Consider the following 20799-nt stretch of genomic DNA (forward strand, 5'->3'; position numbering starts at 1 on the left):
CAATTACTTAGCTCGACCAGAATACTTACCATCGCTTGTATTTACAACGATCATTTCATCCTGGTTGATAAACAAAGGAACTTTAACTTCCAATCCCGTCTCCAATACCGCATTTTTACTGGCTGAAGTTGCGGTATCTCCCTTTACAGCCGGCTCACATTCGATAACCTTTAACGTAGCCTTATCTGGTAAGACAATACCTAAAATTTCTCCTTCATAAGATGAAATGGATACATTATCATTCGCTTTGATAAATTTCTTTTCCCATTCCAAACGATCGGCAGGGATTTCAATCTGTTCATATGTCTCATTATCCATGAATACCAAAGCATCATCAGTATCATATAAATACTGCATTTCACGTTTTTCAATCTGAGCAGGTTCCACTTTCTCGCCCCCACCCCATGATAATTCTACGTTACTTCCGGTGCGTAGATTGCGAACTTTTGCCTTTACAACCATCGCACTACGAGCTGTTTTATTCTGTGAAACATCTAATACCACATAAATATCACCATCGACCTGAATTGTCTGTCCTGGTTTCAAATCATTTGAACTGATCATTCTTTTCTCTCCTTATCTTTTACCACTACTAATTTTAGGAGAAAAATCCATCTTGTCAAGAAAACGAATACTTGTCATCCGTTTATCTATTTCTTTTTAATCGACAAAAAAATCATTTAAAAGTTTTGCGAGTTCCTGTGGATTTTCTTCATTGACGATATGCCCTGTATTTGAAAGGATAATTTGCTTAGTATTCGTCATATGATCATTAAAATATTGTACCGATTTAATGTTTGTTTTATCCTGATCTCCATATAGAAGTATTGTAGGTATCGAGAAATCATAAATACGATTTTCAAAATTTATATCCACCATAGATTTTGTCAAAGACAGTGTTTCTTTCTTATCAAAGGCCATGTTTTTGAATATTGATCTTGGCAAAAAGTGAAATACCAGATTTTGTAGATGAAACAATAATTTTGGAACCTTATGCGGTGTACCAATCAAAACCAGCTTCTTTACTTGATCCGGATACTCCAGTGCAAAATCTAACGCCAATACACCACCTAGAGAAAGCCCGCATATGCATAGTGAATCATTAAAGCTTCGACAATATCCGGAAAAGGCAGAATACAAATTTGCGTAGCTTGTTTCTTGATGATGTAATAAGGTATTCAGATCCGGACAAACAATATCAAGCTTTTCATCCATTAAACAAACTGTTTGATTCCATCTGTCAGCCCTATGACCGGTTCCATGTACCAAAATTGTTTTCATATGCATTTTCCTTTCATCACGTTCTTATTCTAGATCATATCAAAACTTTATCCTCGTATCTATTTCAATCTCACTCTAACATTATTGATCATAAAATCTAGCCCGAAAAGAAAATGAAGCTATGTTTTACCTCTTTTACATTCGATCATAAGTGCTACATCACACTTTGAATTCTTTTAGATAAGCACAATACTTTTTAGCTGAGCCATACATTAAAACTTTATTATTTTATAACTCAAACTTTGCATTTAAATAAGTGCTTAAATACCTTGATAAATCAATAAAACTTGATATAAAAATAGCATGAAACCATCCGGTTTTGGTATAATTAAGTTAGTCAAAAAAATATCCCCCGGAGGTTCATGCTATGGCTAAAAGTATAACACAAATAACTCAAAACGATAAGCAACTATCAAAATCTATCAAAAAAATTTTTTATAAAATTTCATATTTCCTCAGCTCTGAAAGCATCCAACGCCTACAAAAAGAAAGGTGTACCTGTGGTAGAAATTTTCCAATATCTGTTTTTGTTGATTTTTTCTAACAGAAGCATGTACATGAATATGCTTACAGGTAGAAACACGCCTTCTTTTGCAAAGGATACAGTGTATCGTTTCATGAAAATGATTCAGATTAACTGGATTCGATTCACAACACTTCTTTCAGCTCGAATCATCAAAGAAGCCATCGTCCCTTTGAACTCTGAAAATCGAGTAAATGTGCTTATCATTGATGATTCCCTTTTTGAACGTAACCGTTCAAAAAAAAGTTGAACTCCTTGCTAAAATCTATGATCACGCAAAACATAAATACGCATTCGGATTTCGAATGCTTACTTTAGGTTGGTCAGATGGGTGCACTTTCTTACCAATAAACAGCGTTCTTCTTTCCACGGAAAATAGTAAAAACCGAATGAATGAAGCAGTAGAAATGGATAAAAGAACTGTTGGTTACAAACGCAGAAAATTGTCCATGAAAAAAGGAACCCATGCAATGCTTACGCTTCTAGAAGCAGCGAAGAAAGCTGAAATTCCAGCAAAATACGTTCTTTTCGACAGTTGTTTTTCATCACCAAGTACACTCCACGCCGTAAAAAATATGGGCTATGATGTAATTGGTATGGTAAAGAAAACTCCAAAGATGTTCTTTCGATATAATGGCGAAGCCATGTCTCTAGCTTCCATCTATAACCAGAACAAAAAGAGACGTGGAAAATCAAGATATTTACTCTCGGTAACGATTGAAGTTGTAAAAGATGATGCAATCATTCCTGCTAAAGTAGTCTATGTCCGAAATCGAAACAAACGAAAAGAATACCTCTGCTTGATTTCTACAAACGTAAATTTAGACGAAAATGAGATCATTCGAATTTATGGAAAACGCTGGGATATAGAAGTTTTCTTCAAGGTATGCAAAAGCTATCTTAACCTAAGTAGAGAATGTAACTCCCTATCCTACGATGCAATGACTGCGCATACTGCGGTTGATTTTACACGATACATGATGCTTTCGCTAGAGAGCAGGGAATCCAGTGATACTCGGTCTCTAGGAGAGCTTTTTCTACATTTTTCTGATGAGATGGCGGATATCACATGGATAAAAGCGTTTCAAATGCTGCTACAGATGTTTAGAACGATACTTACAGATTATACTGAACTTTCAGATGAAAAAATAACGCAATTAGTAGATGCATTTATGGATACATTACCAGTTATGTTGAAAACGAAACTGCGAGCTGCATAAAGTAGAATCATTGACAACTAAATAGGTTCTAGATACTGATTTTTCAAGGTTCATAGCTACAATTTATGTGCGAAGTTTGAGTTACTAAATCCTTGACATTAACATAATCCAATTTCTCTTGAAGTTCCCTCTGGAGATAATGATCTAATCTTTCAAGAAAATTAGTCGTATTCCCGCTAAGACTGATATAGTATATTCTAATCACTTGCATTTTTCCCTCCTAATATGTATAGTTCCTATATACTGTATTTGATGATAAAAACAGACACTACATTACATATAGTGATTTAATTATATATCTTCCCTAATTAAAAAAAATGACCATGGTCAATTTTTTAGGAGATATAAAAGAATGCAAGGGAGAATAAAAATATGACAAAAATTGGCTGCGTTCATCGGGTTCCTCTTTTTAATAATCTTGCTTGCGATGAACAGAGTAAGGTTCAAGAATTGCTATATCATAAAACCTTTAAAAAGGGAGAAATTATTTTTTCTCCCGATGATCCAGAGCAGCTATCGATTATTTCAGCTGGTGCTATGAGAATCTATAAACTGAGTAAAACTGGTAAGGAACAGCTTATTCGTATTGTTAATGAGGGAGAATATGACGGAGAGAATTATCTCTTTGGTCTCTCAAATGATTCTCTTTATGGAGAGGCCATTAAAGAAACAAAAGTATGTATCCTATATAAGTCAGATTTCAATAAGTTAATCAATCTTTACCCACAATTAAGCTGCAAACTACTTCAATTAAATGCCTACAAATCTTTAGAGATTGAGAAGCAACTGCAACTACTGGCAATTGATTCAATAGAGGATCGTTTAGCTACCTACTTCAGTCAGCTCTCTCTCCCTTCAGAGGTAATGACTGAAGAGATCATTACGATACCAGTCTCACTGAAAGAACTAGCCAGCTATCTAGCTACCAGTCCTGAAACAATATCCCGTAAATTAAGAGCTTTTCAAGAAGAAGGATTAATAAATAGAAATGGAAAGAAAATTATACTATTTCGTTCTTTTTGGGATAAATTTGACTTTCTATAATTTTTATAAACTAAAGGATAGGTGTTACTTCTACCTATCCTTTAGTTTATTTCTTTGTTTCCTTATAAAATGGCAGTAATTCATCAAAACTTTTTAATAGATCATCAATTAACCGTTCTAATGAGTGGTCAGTCTCAATTGGAATATCCTGTTTAACCAAGACCTTACGAACCTCACCTGATTTGACCTGTTTTAGTAAATTCTTTCGATTTTCTTCTGTTGCATCCATTTTGAAACTTATACCATTTTTTTGTACAAAATAATACATAGCTCCAAAAGGAAGAAGATTCAAAACTTTATTTTGTTTTTCTAAACTGTTTTCAGACCTCCTTCTTTCTACAAAACTAACCTCAACGGAAATTCCAAAATTATCAGATTCCCCATAAAGACGAATAGCCAATGCTGAATCATCCAAATCATCGGAAGGCAATCGGAAATAACACCAAAAATGTGGACGACATAGCTGAGATTGATTCATCCATTGACTAACACGCTCTGCTTTAAATGGCTTTACCCTGTCTTCAAAAGATTTACTGATTAAACTGAATTCATCCCGGGCCTGTCGAGCTAGGTCCCTTAAATCCATCATATACTGGCGATAATTACCAGCCTTTTCCGGCTTAATATATTTTTCTCCTCGATAGGGTAGATATTCCTTTAATTTGTCAAACGACATTTTTCACCTCATAAATCAATCAAGCCATCTGCGTTAAGAATAATTATTCTTCTACCTGAACGTTTTATCAATCTATTATCCTCAAGAAATCTAAATTTTCTAGAAAGAGTTTCAGGGGTAGTCCCTATATATCGCGCGATATCAATCATCTTCATAGGTAAACTGAACCGATAATCGTTCGCTACTTTTGACAGATCTAAGAGATAGTTCGCCAAACGTTCCTCAACACGCTCCATAGATAAAATATGGGCCTGCTTCTCTACTTGAACCATCTTTTGCGCACTTAATTCAAATAATTTAAGAGCTATTTGTGGATTCCTAAGCATTACTTGATCAAAAGCTTGTTTACTTAATCTACAAATTTCAGTTGTTTCAAGAGTTTCACCAAAAAGAGATTCATTTTTAATACCGAACAACTGATTCTCACCCTCATAGCCACCTGGTTCAACGACCCGTAAAAGCTGTTCATCACCATTTGTAGACAGTTGGAATACTTTCATACTTCCGAGAGCCACGATGTCCAGATTTTCATCTCCTGGTCTAAAAACAATTTCATTTTTTTTAAATTGTTTGTGTTGTGCCAATCTATTAATTTTAATCTGTTCATCTTCTGACAGATAATTAAATAATGGTACAAGTGTCACACAAATATGTTGAATCATGGATAGCCTCTTTCTAATTGATAAAACTTATTCTTGAGATAATTCATCAAATTGTTTTAATAGCTGATAAGTTTTAGTAAATGTCTCACAAGCATCATCTGGAATTGTATAATCTTTTGTAAGAGCTCTTAGTTCTGAAAATTCATTTGATAGGTCCAAATTATTACCCCTAATTTTATGTTGAATTGTTTCATAAACTTTGCGAACATCAAAGACTTCTGGATGATTTTTCCCATGAGCTTTTGTAATAGCATTTGTATATAGATCAAGCATCTCATCGTTTGCTTCAAAAAAATGTCTTAACATTGTAACTTCCTCCTATTATTTTTCTGATGCTTTTAGGACATCATAGCCAATTGCTTGCACTGCCTTCACAATTTCATTAATGTTTGTCATACTAGCGTCAAAATTTACTTTTGCCTTACTGGCATTGAATAGAACTTTGACACTTTCATTATCGACACCTGTTACACTTTTAATGGCTCCCTCAATTTTTTGCATACATGTTGGACAAGCCAGTGTTTCAAGCTGTAGTATAGCTTTTTTCATCATCTTTACTTCCTTTCCTTATTATATCTTTAGTATAGTACGATATTTAGAATAAAAAATTGATTTCTATCAAGAATTTCTATTTTCTTTTATATTTTAAAAGCCTCATAGCATTCAAAATAACTACGAGAATGCTACCTTCATGAACAAACATGCCAATTGCCATATTCATCCACGAACTTGAGAGAACGCTGATAAGAAGAACTACTACGACTAGCAATGCAATGAAGATATTTTCAATCATATTACGTCGTGTGGTTTTAGCCAATCCAATCGCATGAGGGATTCTGTGAAAATCCGAATTTATCAAAACAACATTTGAAGTTTCAATAGCAACATCTGTACCGTTTCCCATGGCAATTCCAATATCTGCTAAGGCCAACGATGGGCTATCATTAATACCATCTCCGACAAATGCTACTATTTCTCCACTTGCCTGACGTTTTCTCACAAATTCTGCCTTGTCTTCTGGTAGTAGATGACCATAAGCCTCGGTTAAGCCTAACTGATTAGTAACTAAATCAACTGTGCCTTGATTATCTCCAGATAATAGAATGAGATTTTTTACTCCCATATTCTTAAGCGTCTCTAAATCCTCCTTGACTCCTTGTCTAATCTGGTCGCGAATCCCTACAACAAGAGCTATTTGTCCATCAATAGCAGTTAGGACAATTGAATTCCCTTCTGCTTCCATCCCTGCTATGTCGGTCTTCATCTGGTTAGTGAAAGGAATATTATATTGATTCATCAAATAAGAGTTCCCAACGAGAACTTGGTGATTTTGAATACGAGCAACAACTCCCCCACCTTGAACGACCTCTGTTGAGTCAATCACCTCTACTACAGAACCTGAGTAATGGTTCACAATTGCTTTCGCGAGCGGATGATCTGATTCTCTCTCAACACTAGCCAGTAAGCTCTCAGCAAGACTCCTATCACTGCTATAATAGATTGTCTGTGCAACCTGAGGGCTACCATAAGTTAATGTTCCTGTTTTATCAAATAACATTGTATCAACTTTACTAAAGTTTGTAATGACATCACTACCCTTAAATAAAATACCATGTCGTGCGCCATTTCCAATCCCTGACACATTTGAAACTGGTACGCCAATAACCAGTGCACCAGGACATCCAAGAACCAAAATAGTAACGGCTAACTCAATATTGCGGCTAATAAGCCAAACAATAATCGCTAACACTAAAACTGAAGGAGTATAGTATTTTGAAAATTTGTCAATAAATCTCTCAGCTTTTGACTTGCTGTCCTGTGCTTCTTCTACTAATTCAATAATTTTCCCAAAAGTTGTATCTTCCCCAATCTTCTCAGTACGTATTTGTATAGTGCCATTTTCGAGAATGGTGCCAGCAAAAACTTTATCTCTTAAACCTTTAGAGACTGGAATAGATTCGCCCGTAATACTTGCTTCATTTGCAGTACCAGAGCCAAATATCACTTCACCGTCAACTGGGATCTTTCCACCAGTTTTTACTAAAAGAATATCTTCTTCATTAACTTCTTCAACTGACACCTCTTCAAAGTCACCATTGTGTAGTTTACGAAAAGTAGTCTCTGGTACCATCTCCACGAGATTCTTAATCGCAGAACGTGTCTTGGCTAATGTTCTTTGTTCTAAGTATGCACCAAATAAGAAGAGAAAAGCTACAATAGCTGATTCTTCAAACTCTTTAATAACGAAGGCCCCTAAAATAGCAAGAGTTACTAAGAGATCTATGCTAATTACCTTAATTCTAAGAGCTTGATAGGCTTGAACAAAAATTGGTAAACCGCCAACTAATGAAGCTATAAACAGTAGATAAGCTGAGCCCTGCTCACTACTAAAAACCCATTTGGATGAAAAAGCAAGTATAATAAGAACACCAGTTATTGCTGTCAACCAATTCCGATAATGTGATAACCATTTTTGCATAATTTCTACCTCCTTTATTATATCCAGTATAACCGAGCATAGAAATATAATAATTGATTTATATCAAGTTTTATTGATTTATCAAGGTATTTAAGCACTTATTTAAGTGCGAAATTTGAGTTTCAATATAAGAAATACGGACTTTCATGAGCTATTGCCTAATCTCAAAAAAGCCCGTAAATACGCTACTTTTCGCTATTTATTTCTCTTTCCTAGACATCAAGCAGACCGTCTCCACATGGAACGACACGACTGCATGAATGTCAAATCGAGTAAGTCGTCTATGGAAACATATCCATAAACCATTTAACGTTATTAACGTTAAATGGTGATAGTTCCATTTTCCAATTCTTCCTCGTTATATGACATTTGAAGTTCTTTTCTAAAGAAATTGTACTCTTTAACTATTCTCATCACAATTTCCTTTATTAACCTAAACTCCTCATTGTCTGCAATCTCTATATCCACACCTAAATTAGTAACTAAACGATAAGAAACAGCAAGTTTCAGCAACTCTGGCGTAGCGAGATGACCATTGCTAATTATGTACTCACATATTTTTTTCTGATCAAACTCTGAAATCTCAGTTTCTGTAAGCGTCTCCTGGTGCGTCGTTTTACCAATCTCATAAGTAGTTTTCACAGTTCTTGTAGGAGAAATCTTAACAAATGGGTATTCATCAAAGATCAATTCGCGACCCTCTGTCAATTTTATAATATGCTTAGTGTACTCCGATTGAGAGACTATAGCATAAAGAAAACTATACAGCCCATCGTACTGCTTGTAATAAAAATCATACTTAAATTCAAGGTCCTTAGAAAAACTTGCAATCTCATGACGAAATACTTACTGAACTTCCTCTGTCCTTCTTGTAATTTCCTTAACATCTTCCTTAGTCGCTAGGTTTTCACCCTTTTTCTACATATAAGATGGTAAATAATTTTTTGTAAATAGTCCTAGTAAAAATACTGCAATAATACTCGCAATCTCTACTATTAGCAGCAACCAATCCATCCTTTAATCCTCCTATCAATCCGCTAAACAATTACCCATATATCACAATCTTATCCTTTGCAAATTCATCAAAAGTACGGTTCACTTCATCGTAAACTTCCTTCAATTCTTCGTTAATCTTACCGGACACGTATGCGTCTCGTAATTCAGGCTTTTCAATAAGAACCCACTTCAACTGAGAATATGAGTATTTCGCAAAAGCAATCCACTGAGGATAATTAATTGCCATTGGATTCTTTGTAAAATATACCTTTCCAGTGTTTATAGCAGTTGCAGCTGAATGCCCTATAAAAAGCATCGTTGCAAGTTTTGGATGCTTTTCACGATTAAGAGAAAATGGAATGGATTCCTTTATAGTGTTTCCTTCCTTAATTTGCTTAATTCCATAGCCCACTCTGATAACAACTTCAGTGATCATTACAGGAATAGACATCGAGCAAAAATGAATAAAGTCATAACCTTCAAAATACATTCCTTGCACAATCTCTGCAATTGTCTGCTCCTCTTCAGCGATGCTACCGAACTGCAATAAATTAAATAATGCCATCATTGGAGCTGGAAGCCCCATCGACGTTGTTATATCTGATTTGAAATGAATTATCTGTTTTGCAATAGCGGCAAAAACATCAGACTCTTTTCTATCAGCATAATTTTCCATCGCCTGTGACACTATTTTCCCTGTTTTATCAATTGTTGTCATTCTTCCGGTAAGAATGTCCATAACACCAAACAGCAGGCCTAACAATGGATCATGCCCAAGTGATAATAGTCGATGATAGTATGCGGATAATCCCTGAACATATTCCGTTGTGTTTCTATTATCCTGTGCATCGTAAGGGACTTTACTCACCTTAGAATTTGCAAGTTTTTCCATTTCATCTTCTGGAAACTTTTTATCAAACCAATCTCTTACATAATTAGATAATGGTCCGCCTTTTAAGCCATCTGGTGTTTTTTGTGGAATTCCCACAAGAAGCAAATCTATCACCCCGCTCAAAATTCCTGCAGACGCGCAAATTGCCACATCATATTTATCCAGATTGTGTAACTGATTGAATTCGGCGTTAAGTTGCAGTATCTCTTGACGATTTCTTTTTAACTCTTCTTCCGTAAATAATGATTCTAGGTTATTTCCTGTTCCTACATTTAGAACCGCTTCTGCAAGCAAATCTTCCCATGATGGAACAGCAATGACTCTTTTTGCTTCAGTTACAGTCGGAACTACAGGCATTTCTGTATGTCCTAGCATTCTTAACAAATCTTCACTCTCCTGAATCCTTCTATCAATTTCATATGTAGAAGGCAGTTCATTCTTGATTGCATTTAACTCATTGGACTGAAATTTAAGAACATCATTGATTTCCTGTTCTGTTTTTGAATATTTATATCTGCTCATTCTTTCGCCTTCTTTTTCTCAAGTTCTCTAATTTGAGCTTTGAGCTCCTGATTTTCTTCATCCAATTTTAACAGTTTCTTTTTTAATTCAGCATCATACGCCAATAGCCTATCTTGCCTTTCTTTGCTAAGGTCTGTACGCTCCTTTAGTTCTTTCGCAATTGCCTGTTCCTTGGCTAATGCCTCTTTATATAACGCTTCCTTTTCTGCCGACTTCTTCTTCAATTTTCCTATTTCATACGTCAATGCAATCGCTGATGGAATAGCAAGAGCCACGCCTTTTTGAAAGTCCTTATTTTTAACTGTTTTCAAAACTCCAGTTCCTACCTTTTTTAGGATTGGAGTTATCTGATTCAAATCAATTTTCCCCATACATGGTCCTCCCAAATTATGCAACGCCTAAATCCTTATGTAAGTCCTCAATAGCTCTTTGAAGCAGAATATTCAAACTCTTCAAATAGTCTAAACGCTCTTTATCTGCATCAGTTTCTTCCTTCAATGCCTTAATAATTGCATCGTGCTTATTTAATGCTTCCTTATACAGACGTTCTTTCTCTTGACGAAGCTGTTTATGTTTAAGATGTGATGCAACACCTACCCCAATACCACCTAACACGGCCACTGGAACTGCAAGCACAAATACACCTGCTACCATTCCACCACCGACAATACTGCCAGCTGCTGCCAATCCCGAAGTAATACCTGCAGCAGATAAGCCAACAACTGATCCTAATCCATATAAAGCAGCAAATGATCCTACACCACCAATACCAGCCCCAAGCGCACCTGCAAGTACTTCCGGAATTGCACTTTCTCGAATCGTTCTTTTTTTATCATTAAGTGCCGCTGCTGCCTCATTTACAACATTCACCACAGATTGAAGAGCTTCAACACTCTGAAAAGTCATATCTTTCTTTCTAGTAATATAGCCATCTACTTCTTTTGCCATTGCTTATCACCCTTCTTTCTGCTCGTAGCTTTTACAGCTTTTCCTAACCATCCACCAATTATCGCACCAGCAAGAGGTACACCTGCTACCGGTAATGCTGCAGCTCCGGCGGCAACAGCCGCAATAGCGCCTACTGCACCAGCTGCTTTCATCCACTCTTTTGACACATTTTCTCTAGTTGAGGTTCCAGCTAAAATAGATGGTGACATCATGTTAGCTTTCTCTAATAACGATTCGTAATCTTCCTTTGAGTAATTTTCAGGATGATCAATCAGCATATCCAAAAGTGCTCTTAACATTTGTGTTTCATCTGGATGTTTTACCATCTCAGCTTCAATCACACTTCTCATCGCAATATACTGTGTCTTTGTAAGTTTATTTCTACCGCTTTCGATATTATTTATCGTTTGACGGGTTACACCAATTTGATCTCCAAATTCCTCTGCAGTCCATCCTACGGTTCTACGAATCAACAATAAGTTATCTTGCATTCTCTGAATTTCTTCCATTGATGTATCCTCCTTATGAAAATATAATATACCTCGACAAATTTATTGTCAATGTATCAAATGTTAACAACACAAAAAAGCAGAGGAACTGATCCTCTGCTGTATTTCGTCATGTTATCTCTGGATATCTATCTCCACCTTTGCCTTAAAACAAACCGTGAAATGATCTTCATATATCTTAATCTGATCAATGTACTTTCGTACCATCAGCTCATCGTATTCTGCCAGTTCTGTTACCTTCTTCTTTACTCCTTCGGTCTCAGCTCTCTTTACTAGAAGCTCCTGCTTTTTATTCCTCAGGATGTCAATCTCATCCGCTAGGAGTCCGTAGTCCTTCTTTGCATGCGCCAGATTTACCAGTTCCTTCTGCTTCTCAAGCATGATGGCATTCAGCTTTTCCATTTCACCGGAATTATCATCCACCATAGCAATCTCAATGTTTTCCTTTAATGTTTGTATCATTGAATCCTGGCAATGCACTAGTTGGTTGATTGCATTAACAGTTGCCTGCTGCAACTCTTCTTCCGTTACTGTTGGAGCATCACATGCCTTTGGTCCTTGTTCCACTCTTGTGCAGCAACGCCATACCGTGGACTTCTTGCCTCGGTTGTTCCAGGCGATTCTTCGATAAATGTCACTACACTTGGTGCAGGTGCAAATGCAGGAAAGGGCATATTTGCTGGAATAAACACGCTTCCTTTTACCCTCGATGCCGCTTGTCATATTTACGCGTCTTACCATTTCCTCCTGCACCTGCATGTACACGTCTCTGGGAATAATGGCCTCCTGGCTATCTTTTACGTAGTATTGTGGAACTGTACCATCGTTCTTAATTCGGGTTTTCTCAATGAAGTCCGTTGTTATAGTTTTCTGTAAAAGGGCATCGCCCATGTATTTCTCATTTCGAAGGATTCCCTGAACCGTGCTAAGGTGCCATTTATATCGTTTGCCGCCGGTCTTAATTCGATCCCGTTCCAAACCTTCTGCAATATCTCTGAAGCTTGCACCTTCCAGATATTCTCGATAAATGCGGCGGACCACCTTTGCCTCTTCTTCATCAATAATTAGATTTCCTTCTTCATCCTTCGTATACCCCAGAAAATGTTCGTGGTTGATCTGCACTTTTCCTTCTTGGTAACGGAACTGTAATCCTAGCTTCACGTTTTGCGAAAGCGATGCCGATTCCTGTTGGGCCAAAGAAGCCATAATCGTAAGAAGAAGCTCACCACTTGCTTCAAGAGTGTTAATATTCTCCTTCTCGAATATGATTGCTATGTTCTTCTCCTTAAGCTGCCTCACATACTTCAGGCAATCAATCGTATTTCTTGCAAATCGGCTGATGGATTTTGTAATCACCATATCGATTTTCCCGGCCATGCAATCTTCAATCATTCCATTGAAGCCTTCACGCTTCTTGGTGTTAGTTCCAGAAATACCATCATCGGTATAAATGCCTGCAAGCTCCCATTCCTTATTTCTTTCAATATATTCTGTGTAATGGTTCACCTGCATTTCGTAACTTCCAGCCTGCTCATCGCTGTCAGTACTAACTCGACAGTACGCTGCGACTCTATGCTTTGGCTTCTCTTCTTTTATAATTCGATTCCCTGCGCGTCGTCTGGCAGGTATCAATGTAACATTCTCATTCATTGTGTTCCTCCTCGATCATGCTGTAAGCATATTCTGCTTGCTTATAAGGATCGGTGTAATTTTCTTCTACCTTGCCCAGCTTGTAGTCCTTGAGTTCCAATTCCGGCGGTGCTTCATATTCTCTTATGCGATTCTGGCTTCTGGCATTGCTGCCTCGAAGCTCCTGCACCTTTTCGAATATCTCTTCATCCACAATCTGCGGATAATAATCTGTTCCAAGGTAAACCTTATTCCTCAACAACCTTCCAATTACCGAATGTGTCTTATCGATTCCAACCTTCATCGCTGCTGCTCTCATGGAGCCGCTTTCCAGGTATTCCTCAAAAAGCTGTCTGATTTTCTCTGCTATCGGCTCATCGATAACCGCCTGCACATTTATGATTTTGTAACCATATGGTGTGTGCGTCATTCTTCCACCAGCCTTTCTGTAAGGTGCAAGCCACATTTCAGATTGAACACAATCTCTTCTCTGGACATCACTGTGATGGTGTCCACGTATTCCATGAACATGTCATCATCGAAGCTTTCAATTTTGCTTTTCTTTGATGCAAACCGCAGCAGCTTCTTGGCTTCCTCCAGGTGTGTCAAATCTCCATTGATGCTTTTAGAAATAAGCTCCTTATCTTTTGCAAGCTCGTCCGCTTCCAACACCAGCTGGTTCTTTTCCATATGGAATATTTCAGGTTCCAGATATCCTGCGCTCATAAGATTTACCAGCACCGTCTGCTGTTCCATGTTTTTTTCGATTGCCTCTTCCGGAACAATCACCATCTTTCCATCCACATTGTCATAACCAAATGGCGGATAGCCAATTATGAAGGTTCCATTCTGATACCTTTTTGTAATGGACCATTTTTCGTTTTCTGAAATGGACCTAGATTCACTCTCTGCAATGGAACTTAAAATGGAAAGCATAAGTTCTGAACACATGTGCTCTGTGTCGATATTCTCCTTCTCGAAATAAAGGAAAATATTTAAGGAAGCCAGTCGTCTTACCATCTCCAGACAGTCAGTTGTGTTTCTGGAAAAGCGGCTAATGGATTTGGTAATCACTCGATCAATCTTTCCATCTTCGCAATCTTTCAATAAGGAAAGCAGTCCCTCTCTCTTTTCCACCTTTGTTCCGCTGATACCTTCATCATAATAAAGGCCTGCATACTCCCATTCCGAATTCGCATTAATGAAATTATCGTAATGCTCCTTTTGTGTTTCCAGGCTTAGTAACTGCTCATCGGATTTGGTTGATACTCTGGCATAAGCCGCAACACGGACTTTCTTGTTTACTGCAAGGCTTGGTGTAGCTTCTATTTTTGTTATCCTTGCCATCGTCTCACCTCCTGTTTTTGTCAGTACTATATATCACTCTAACGGCTGTATATAGCCAGTTATTTCTGCATCAAATCGCCATAAAACGGGTAGAATTTTTCCCGATTCAATGTGCTTATTCTGTCGTATTCGTCAATGGAAATAAGGCCCTGATCCATCAGACTCTTTGTCAATTTTTGTGCCATCTCGTATTCAAAATCCTTCTGCATAGCATCAAGTGTCATTCTACGTGGTGCCACATCAACAGCAACCGGGGTGTTCTTTGTCACTTCCATTAGTACGCACCTCCAAATCGGTCTTCGATATAGCAGCTGTGGCTACAATACTTACGTTCCTTATTTCCATAAGAAGTGAACTTCTTCCCACAGCAAACGCAAGTACATTCATAGTTGGCTTTCTTCTGCACCAGATCCATGTGAGAATTCCACCATAGATTTCTGCACTTATCGGAACAGAAGCGTTTCTGTTTTCTTTCTGGATTCTGCTTTACCGGTGCGCCACAATGTTCGCAAGGAATAATAACTGCTGGCCCATCCGCCTCATATGCTTTCACGCCACCAAGCCCATGTCGCTTGCAATATGTCTTTATGCTATTGATAGAAAGATCCATTTTCTTTGAGATTTCTGTATAACTCATTCCCTGTTCGCGGTATTCTGCAATCTGGTTCTTTTGTTTGTCTGTCATTGTCTGTACCTCCTTAATCGTTAGAAGGCTTTTGTTATCCTTCTAACTTCCTAAGGGGAATTGGCCACCCAGATTCCGGCCCATTTCATAAAATTTCAAAAAAAATATGTCAGGCCCGAATCGCTTCCTTATATAAGCGAAACAGCCTGACATTTTTATTTTCACAAAACCCGGAATTTCATCTCGCACTTTCCCTTAGGTAGTTAGAAGGGCATGAGGCACCGGTCAAAAAGAAAATTTAAAAAGTTTTCAAAAAATCCGGAATCCACTCCTTCGAATCCCCTTAGGAAGTTAGAAAGGCAGAAAGCCAATCGGAAAGCGAGGTTAAGAAGATGACAAACACAAGAGATTCTGCCAGTCATATTGATATGCAGTTGATGAAGAGCTTATTGACACGCTCATTGCCATCAGCGTCGTAACAAAAAGACTGGCAGCCAAACTAAGACAATCTACTGAAAATCAAAGAGAAAGTGAGGAACCTGAAAATGAGTAAGATGTCGAATTTAGATCTTGTCCTTGATGAGATGATCACCGCTGGACAGAAAATGATTGATGCAGCTACTGCATTAAAAGAAATGTTCTCAGAAATTGCTCCTGAAATGAGCAAGGTTGAAACAAAAGCCAAAAAGAAAGAAGCACCCGCACAGGAAGCTGAAGTTAAGAAATACTCCTTCCAGGAAGTGCGCGGAATCATGGCTTCACTCGCTGGTAAAGGAAAGAAAGCTGAAGCAAAGGCCCTCCTAACAAAATATGGTGCTAGTCGCCTGAGTGATGTGAAAGAGGAAGATTATCCTGCTTTAGTGGCTGTGGCCGAGGTAATTGCCAATGGCTAAATACGCATTCCTCTCCGCATCAGCTTCGCATCGATGGATCAACTGTCCACCATCCGCCAAGCTCTGTGAAGGAATCAAAGATGAATCCTCTCCTTATGCACAGGAAGGAACCGACTGCCATGAACTCTGTGCTTACCTTGTGGAGAAAGCTCTCGGTCGTGATGTAACTGATCCAACAGAAAGCCTCTCCTACTACAGTGGTGAAATGCAAAATTGTGCGGAAGAATATAGAGATTACGTTCTCGAACAGTATGAACGTTCCAAGAATTTCTGCAGTGATCCTATGTTGTTCATTGAACAGAGACTCGACTTCTCTCGCTGGGTTGAGAACGGATTCGGAACCGGTGATTGCGTCATTATTGCTGACGAAGTTCTCCACATTATTGATTACAAGCATGGTCTTGGAGTCCTTGTGGAATCCGAAGGTAACAGTCAGATGATGTGCTATGCGCTTGGTGCTCTGGAAGCATTCGATGACTTGTATGATATCAGCACTATCGAAATGACAATCTTCCAGCCACGAAGAGAAAACGTATCTACCAGCTCCATCAGCAAAGATGATCTTCTTAAATGGGCTGAGGATGTATTGAAACCTACCGCTGCCCTCGCTTATGAAGGCAAAGGTGAATTTAAGGCTGGTGACCACTGCCAGTTCTGCAAAGTAAAAGCTACTTGTAGAAAGCGCGCAGAAACCAACTTGGAACTTGCAAGGTACGATTTTGAGATGCCTGCTACCCTTGATGATTTCGAGATTGCAGCAATTCTTCCACGAATCGACCAGCTGATTTCCTGGGGAAATGACATCAAAGATTACGCACTGACACAAGCACAATCTGGAACCCACTATGATGGTTTCAAAATCGTAGAAGGCAGAAGCAACCGTAAATACACAGACGAAGATGCTGTTGCTTCAAAAGTCACTGACGCCGGATACGAGCCTTACGAAAAGAAGTTACTTGGCATTACAGCCATGAGCTCACTTCTTGGCAAAAAGAAGTTTGAAGAACTATTAGGTGACTTGGTATACAAGCCGCCAGGCAAACCAGCTCTTGTTCCTGAGTCTGATAAAAGACCAGCAATGAACACTGCAGCAGATGATTTTAATGACAATTAACAGGAGGAAAATATTATGTCTAAGATCGCAAACCCTACAAAAGTAATCACAGGAGTAAACACAAGATGGTCATACGCTAACGTGTGGGACCCTAAGTCAATCAATGGAGGCGCACCAAAGTACAGCGTTTCTCTTATCATTCCAAAGTCAGATACCGTAACCGTAAACAAGATTAAAGCCGCAATCCAGGCAGCCTACGAGGAAGGTGAATCCAAGCTTAAGGGAACCGCTAAGGTTTGTCCTGCACTTGATGTTATCAAGACTCCTCTTCGTGACGGAGACAAGGAGCGTCCTGGTGATGAAGCTTACAAGGACAGCTACTTCATCAACGCCAACTCTGCTACTGCCCCTGGTATTGTAGATGCAGATCGTCAGCAGATCATTGATCGTTCAGAAGTTTACAGCGGCGTGTACGGCCGTGCTTCCATTAACCTGTACGCTTTCAATTCCAACGGTAACCGTGGAATCGCCTGTGGACTTAACAACCTTCAGAAGATTCGTGATGGTGAGCCTCTTGGCGGTAAGTCTAGAGCTGAGGATGATTTCGCTACAGAAGAGGATGACGATTTCTTAAGCTAATCTGCAACACAATAAATTCGGCTGGCAGCGGAATAACTGCTGCCAGTCATCTTAGAAAAATGAGGTGAAATATAATGACAACTTATCAAGAATTAATGTTATCGGTTTGCTTTGGCACCACAATGGGATACCTTCTCGCTGGTCTTGGAATGATTATCTATGAAGGTATTTGCTTTATCAAAAAGAAAGTCAAAGCATATAAGGAAAAGAAAACTCAGCAGAACGCTGATGACAATGAAAGGACAGGTGACAATCAATGAATATGGAATTGCTTAATCAATTCATGAACGATGCTGTAAATTTCACTTTTACTGCTATCGTACTTGCATTAACACTTTTTGCACTAGCCGCAATCTGGAAGTGGCTGATCGGAGTATCGATTCGCTTCGTACATTGGCTTTGCCAAGGGCTAGTAAGGAAAAAGAAGAAGAATTCTTCCGATAGCAAAATTTAACATGTGGGCGGCAGTACATATCGTGCTGCTGCCTATTTTTATAAAGGAGTAAACACATGGAAAATATAAAAGAAATGTCCATCGACTTAGAAACTTACAGCGATGTTGATATAAAAAAATCCGGCGTATACAAATATGCCGAATCTGAGAGTTTTGAAATACTATTATTTGCGGTCTCCATCAATGGCGGTGATGTCATCGTATATGATCTAGCCTATGGCGATGTTCTTCCTGATGAGATTCTGGATGCTATTGTCAGCAATGACATAATCAAATGGGCCTTCAACGCTTCCTTCGAGCGCATCTGCCTCTCCTACTGGATGAAGCGTAACTATCCTGACCGCTTCTGCAGTTACAGCATTCCTGAGGACACCGTTGGCAATTACCTCGATCCTGCTTCATGGCGCTGCACAATGATTTGGAGTGCCTACATGGGGCTTCCACTTTCACTTGAAGGTGTCGGTTCTGTACTTGGCCTTAAGGACCAGAAAATGAAAGAAGGTAAAGATCTCATCCGCTACTTCTGTGTTCCATGCAAACCTACCAAATCCAATGCTGGCAGGAGCAGAAATCTTCCAATGCATGCACCAGAGAAATGGACTGTTTTTAAGTCATACAATAAGCGTGACGTTGAAGTCGAAATGGGCATCAAAGACAAACTCCATAAGTTTCCTGTGCCGGACTTCGTATGGGATGAATATCACCTTGACCAGGAAATCAATGACCGAGGTATCCTTGTTGACCTGCAAATGGTAAACAACGCTATTACCTTTGACGAACGTTCCAAAGCAACTATCGCAGATGAGATGCGCGGCCTTACGGGTATCGATAATCCAAACAGTGTGTCACAGATGAAATCCTGGTTATCTGATCAGGGGATTGAAGCAGAATCACTTGGTAAGAAGGCCATTGCTGAAATGATCAAAGATGCTCTGGAAGCTTTAGCACAGGTCCTCTCCCTTCGTCAGCAACTTGCAAAGAGCTCTGTAAAAAAATATCAGGCCATGCAAAATGCTGCCTGCAATGATCATCGTACTAGAGGTATGTTCCAATTCTACGGTGCCAATCGTACCGGTCGCTGGGCAGGCCGCTTGATCCAGTTACAGAACCTTCCTCAAAACCACATGGATGATCTGGACTCTGCAAGAGAACTTGTCCGCATTGGCGATTATGATTCCTTGTCTATGTTATATGATGATATCCCAGATACCCTTTCCCAACTTATCCGCACTGCCTTCATTGCAAAGCCTGGATACAAATTCTATGTAGCTGACTTTAGTGCAATCGAAGCTCGTGTTATTGCTCACCTTGCAGGAGAATCATGGCGTGCAGAGGTATTCAAAAATGGTGGTGACATTTACTGTGCGAGTGCCAGTCAGATGTTCCATGTACCGGTTGAGAAACATGGCATCAACGGTCACCTTCGTCAAAAAGGTAAGATTGCGGAGCTGGCTCTTGGCTACGGCGGCAGTGTCGGTGCACTGAAGGCAATGGGTGCCCTGGAAATGGGCTTACCGAAGATGAGCTCCAACCGCTGGTAGACGCCTGGAGACAGTCCAATCCAAATATCGTAGCTCTCTGGTGGGACTTCGATACAGCCATCAAAAATGCAATCAAGATGCATTGCAGCACTGCCTCACACGGTATCAAGTTCACAAGGCGCAGTGGCATGTTATTCATTACTCTTCCATCCGGCAGAAAACTCACTTACGTCAAACCACGTATTGGCGAGAATAAATTCGGTGGTGAATCTGTAACCTACGAAGGTATCGGAGCCACTAAAAAGTGGGAACGCCTGGAAAGCTACGGACCTAAATTTGTCGAGAATGTAGTACAAGCCATCTCCAGAGACCTTCTGATGAATGCTATGAAAACACTCTCCCACTGCTTTATCTGCGGTCATGTCCATGATGAACTTATTATTGAATGTTCCGAAAAGATATCACTGGAAGCGCTCTGTACGCAGATGGCACGAACACCAGACTGGATGCCGGACATCCTTCTTCGCGCCGATGGCTACGTTACAGAATTTTATAAAAAAGACTAACGAAAATGGCAGTTCTGATCATAGCGACCGATACTGCCATTATGCTTTATTTATTCAATTCTGCTACCATTCTTTTAAGGATTTCATCAACCTGACCGGCGCGTTATCTGTGCTCGAAGGAGCCATTACTAAAATGATCTTCTCTTAGAATCGCAGTAAGCAATGCAGTACATAATTCATAATCTGCATTTTTTACTCGCTGCAATTCTTCATTACAATTGATCGGTTCCGTTGTCATGTAATCCGCATAGTTACCCTTAAGGTCACCCATATCTTCAAGCATACTATAATAAGTTCTTTCTCTTCCTGGATGATCAATGACACCCTGAATCATCTGTGCTTTTTCTTTATTTGTCATT

Annotated in this window: 28 protein-coding genes; 10 read left to right on the plus strand and 18 right to left on the minus strand. The window is 39.0% G+C overall.

Annotated features, from left to right (window positions below):
* Positions 1 to 3: 3 nt before the first annotated feature.
* Together efp and ACTQX6_RS04720 are read right to left on the minus strand one after the other, a co-directional pair.
* Entirely contained in the window at positions 4 to 564 is a 561-nt protein-coding gene (gene efp, locus ACTQX6_RS04715; RefSeq protein ID WP_022789889.1) for an elongation factor P, read from the minus strand.
* Positions 565 to 660: 96 nt separating this feature from the next.
* Positions 661 to 1281, minus strand: coding sequence for an alpha/beta fold hydrolase (locus ACTQX6_RS04720; protein ID WP_294688434.1), 621 nt, complete (start codon positions 1279 to 1281; stop codon positions 661 to 663).
* A 367-nt stretch (positions 1282 to 1648) separates the two neighbouring features.
* Between ACTQX6_RS04720 and ACTQX6_RS04725 the strand changes: the two genes are divergently transcribed.
* The 4 genes from ACTQX6_RS04725 to ACTQX6_RS04740 all read left to right on the plus strand — a co-directional run bounded on the left by ACTQX6_RS04725 (position 1649) and on the right by ACTQX6_RS04740 (position 4068).
* A complete protein-coding gene (locus ACTQX6_RS04725) occupies positions 1649 to 1825 on the plus strand; it encodes a hypothetical protein (protein WP_206198256.1) in 177 nt (58 codons plus the stop codon).
* Between the two features lie 13 nt (positions 1826 to 1838).
* A complete protein-coding gene (locus tag ACTQX6_RS04730; RefSeq protein WP_294688437.1) occupies positions 1839 to 2054 on the plus strand; it encodes a hypothetical protein in 216 nt (71 codons plus the stop codon).
* Positions 2026 to 3024 (plus strand): IS4 family transposase, encoded by a 999-nt coding sequence (locus ACTQX6_RS04735; RefSeq protein ID WP_294688439.1) that lies wholly within the window; start codon positions 2026 to 2028, stop codon positions 3022 to 3024. The genes ACTQX6_RS04730 and ACTQX6_RS04735 overlap by 29 nt, the downstream gene beginning before the upstream one ends.
* 372 nt (positions 3025 to 3396) lie before the next feature.
* Positions 3397 to 4068, plus strand: a complete 672-nt coding sequence (locus tag ACTQX6_RS04740; RefSeq protein WP_294688441.1) for a Crp/Fnr family transcriptional regulator — start codon at positions 3397 to 3399, stop codon at positions 4066 to 4068.
* Positions 4069 to 4114: 46 nt separating this feature from the next.
* Here ACTQX6_RS04740 and ACTQX6_RS04745 read toward each other — a convergent pair whose 3' ends face one another.
* The 15 genes from ACTQX6_RS04745 to ACTQX6_RS04815 all read right to left on the minus strand — a co-directional run bounded on the left by ACTQX6_RS04745 (position 4115) and on the right by ACTQX6_RS04815 (position 15413).
* Complete coding sequence (locus ACTQX6_RS04745; RefSeq protein WP_047343138.1) at positions 4115 to 4744, minus strand: hypothetical protein; 630 nt, start codon at positions 4742 to 4744, stop codon at positions 4115 to 4117.
* 8 nt (positions 4745 to 4752) lie between these two features.
* Complete coding sequence (locus ACTQX6_RS04750; protein ID WP_117447042.1) at positions 4753 to 5406, minus strand: Crp/Fnr family transcriptional regulator; 654 nt, start codon at positions 5404 to 5406, stop codon at positions 4753 to 4755.
* 27 nt (positions 5407 to 5433) lie between these two features.
* Entirely contained in the window at positions 5434 to 5712 is a 279-nt protein-coding gene (locus ACTQX6_RS04755; protein ID WP_278884724.1) for an iron-sulfur cluster repair di-iron protein, ric, read from the minus strand.
* Positions 5713 to 5727: 15 nt separating this feature from the next.
* Positions 5728 to 5958 (minus strand): heavy-metal-associated domain-containing protein, encoded by a 231-nt coding sequence (locus tag ACTQX6_RS04760; RefSeq protein WP_080961596.1) that lies wholly within the window; start codon positions 5956 to 5958, stop codon positions 5728 to 5730.
* A gap of 76 nt (positions 5959 to 6034) precedes the next feature.
* Positions 6035 to 7885, minus strand: coding sequence for a heavy metal translocating P-type ATPase (locus tag ACTQX6_RS04765; protein WP_320863503.1), 1851 nt, complete (start codon positions 7883 to 7885; stop codon positions 6035 to 6037).
* 321 nt (positions 7886 to 8206) lie between these two features.
* Positions 8207 to 8575: a hypothetical protein gene (locus ACTQX6_RS04770; protein WP_320863502.1), complete on the minus strand. Its 369-nt coding sequence runs from the start codon at positions 8573 to 8575 to the stop codon at positions 8207 to 8209.
* A 355-nt stretch (positions 8576 to 8930) separates the two neighbouring features.
* Positions 8931 to 10295 carry a hypothetical protein gene (locus ACTQX6_RS04775; RefSeq protein ID WP_441657356.1) on the minus strand — a complete coding sequence of 455 codons (1365 nt, stop codon included), beginning with the start codon at positions 10293 to 10295 and terminating at the stop codon, positions 8931 to 8933.
* Complete coding sequence (locus tag ACTQX6_RS04780; protein WP_320863500.1) at positions 10292 to 10666, minus strand: hypothetical protein; 375 nt, start codon at positions 10664 to 10666, stop codon at positions 10292 to 10294. Before ACTQX6_RS04780 ends, ACTQX6_RS04775 begins: the two co-directional genes overlap by 4 nt.
* A 16-nt stretch (positions 10667 to 10682) precedes the next feature.
* A complete protein-coding gene (locus tag ACTQX6_RS04785) occupies positions 10683 to 11243 on the minus strand; it encodes a hypothetical protein (protein ID WP_320863499.1) in 561 nt (186 codons plus the stop codon).
* On the minus strand, positions 11228 to 11752 hold the full coding sequence (locus ACTQX6_RS04790) for a helix-turn-helix transcriptional regulator (RefSeq protein WP_237929518.1): 525 nt from the start codon (positions 11750 to 11752) through the stop codon (positions 11228 to 11230). The genes ACTQX6_RS04785 and ACTQX6_RS04790 overlap by 16 nt, the downstream gene beginning before the upstream one ends.
* A gap of 114 nt (positions 11753 to 11866) precedes the next feature.
* Entirely contained in the window at positions 11867 to 13402 is a 1536-nt protein-coding gene (locus ACTQX6_RS04795) for a recombinase family protein (RefSeq protein ID WP_320863498.1), read from the minus strand.
* The gene (locus ACTQX6_RS04800) at positions 13395 to 13811 is read right to left on the minus strand and encodes a recombinase family protein (protein WP_320863497.1); all 417 of its coding nucleotides are present in this window, start codon (positions 13809 to 13811) and stop codon (positions 13395 to 13397) included. The genes ACTQX6_RS04795 and ACTQX6_RS04800 overlap by 8 nt, the downstream gene beginning before the upstream one ends.
* Complete coding sequence (locus ACTQX6_RS04805) at positions 13808 to 14728, minus strand: recombinase family protein (RefSeq protein ID WP_320863496.1); 921 nt, start codon at positions 14726 to 14728, stop codon at positions 13808 to 13810. Before ACTQX6_RS04805 ends, ACTQX6_RS04800 begins: the two co-directional genes overlap by 4 nt.
* A 59-nt stretch (positions 14729 to 14787) precedes the next feature.
* Positions 14788 to 15003, minus strand: a complete 216-nt coding sequence (locus tag ACTQX6_RS04810; protein WP_009268462.1) for an SHOCT domain-containing protein — start codon at positions 15001 to 15003, stop codon at positions 14788 to 14790.
* Positions 15003 to 15413, minus strand: coding sequence for an RNA polymerase subunit sigma-70 (locus tag ACTQX6_RS04815; RefSeq protein WP_320863495.1), 411 nt, complete (start codon positions 15411 to 15413; stop codon positions 15003 to 15005). The genes ACTQX6_RS04810 and ACTQX6_RS04815 overlap by 1 nt, the downstream gene beginning before the upstream one ends.
* 485 nt (positions 15414 to 15898) lie before the next feature.
* Between ACTQX6_RS04815 and ACTQX6_RS04820 the strand changes: the two genes are divergently transcribed.
* The 6 genes from ACTQX6_RS04820 (at position 15899) to ACTQX6_RS04845 (ending at position 20440) form a co-directional block, all read left to right on the plus strand.
* Positions 15899 to 16246, plus strand: coding sequence for a hypothetical protein (locus tag ACTQX6_RS04820; RefSeq protein ID WP_320863493.1), 348 nt, complete (start codon positions 15899 to 15901; stop codon positions 16244 to 16246).
* Positions 16239 to 17360 (plus strand): DUF2800 domain-containing protein, encoded by a 1122-nt coding sequence (locus tag ACTQX6_RS04825; protein ID WP_320863492.1) that lies wholly within the window; start codon positions 16239 to 16241, stop codon positions 17358 to 17360. The genes ACTQX6_RS04820 and ACTQX6_RS04825 overlap by 8 nt, the downstream gene beginning before the upstream one ends.
* 15 nt (positions 17361 to 17375) lie before the next feature.
* Positions 17376 to 17939 (plus strand): DUF2815 family protein, encoded by a 564-nt coding sequence (locus ACTQX6_RS04830; protein ID WP_008976212.1) that lies wholly within the window; start codon positions 17376 to 17378, stop codon positions 17937 to 17939.
* A gap of 74 nt (positions 17940 to 18013) precedes the next feature.
* Positions 18014 to 18199, plus strand: coding sequence for a hypothetical protein (locus tag ACTQX6_RS04835; RefSeq protein ID WP_320863491.1), 186 nt, complete (start codon positions 18014 to 18016; stop codon positions 18197 to 18199).
* Positions 18200 to 18449: 250 nt separating this feature from the next.
* A complete protein-coding gene (locus ACTQX6_RS04840; protein WP_320863490.1) occupies positions 18450 to 19934 on the plus strand; it encodes a DNA polymerase in 1485 nt (494 codons plus the stop codon).
* 128 nt (positions 19935 to 20062) lie between these two features.
* Entirely contained in the window at positions 20063 to 20440 is a 378-nt protein-coding gene (locus tag ACTQX6_RS04845) for a hypothetical protein (RefSeq protein WP_320863489.1), read from the plus strand.
* 103 nt (positions 20441 to 20543) lie between these two features.
* On the opposite strand, the gene ACTQX6_RS04850 is transcribed toward ACTQX6_RS04845, so the two are convergent.
* Entirely contained in the window at positions 20544 to 20798 is a 255-nt protein-coding gene (locus ACTQX6_RS04850; protein ID WP_320863488.1) for a hypothetical protein, read from the minus strand.
* Position 20799 lies beyond the last annotated feature (1 nt).

Origin of the sequence: Faecalicoccus sp. LCP19S3_E2 (genome assembly GCF_052121255.1) — a bacterium.
Taxonomy (GTDB): domain Bacteria; phylum Bacillota_I; class Bacilli_A; order Erysipelotrichales; family Erysipelotrichaceae; genus Faecalicoccus.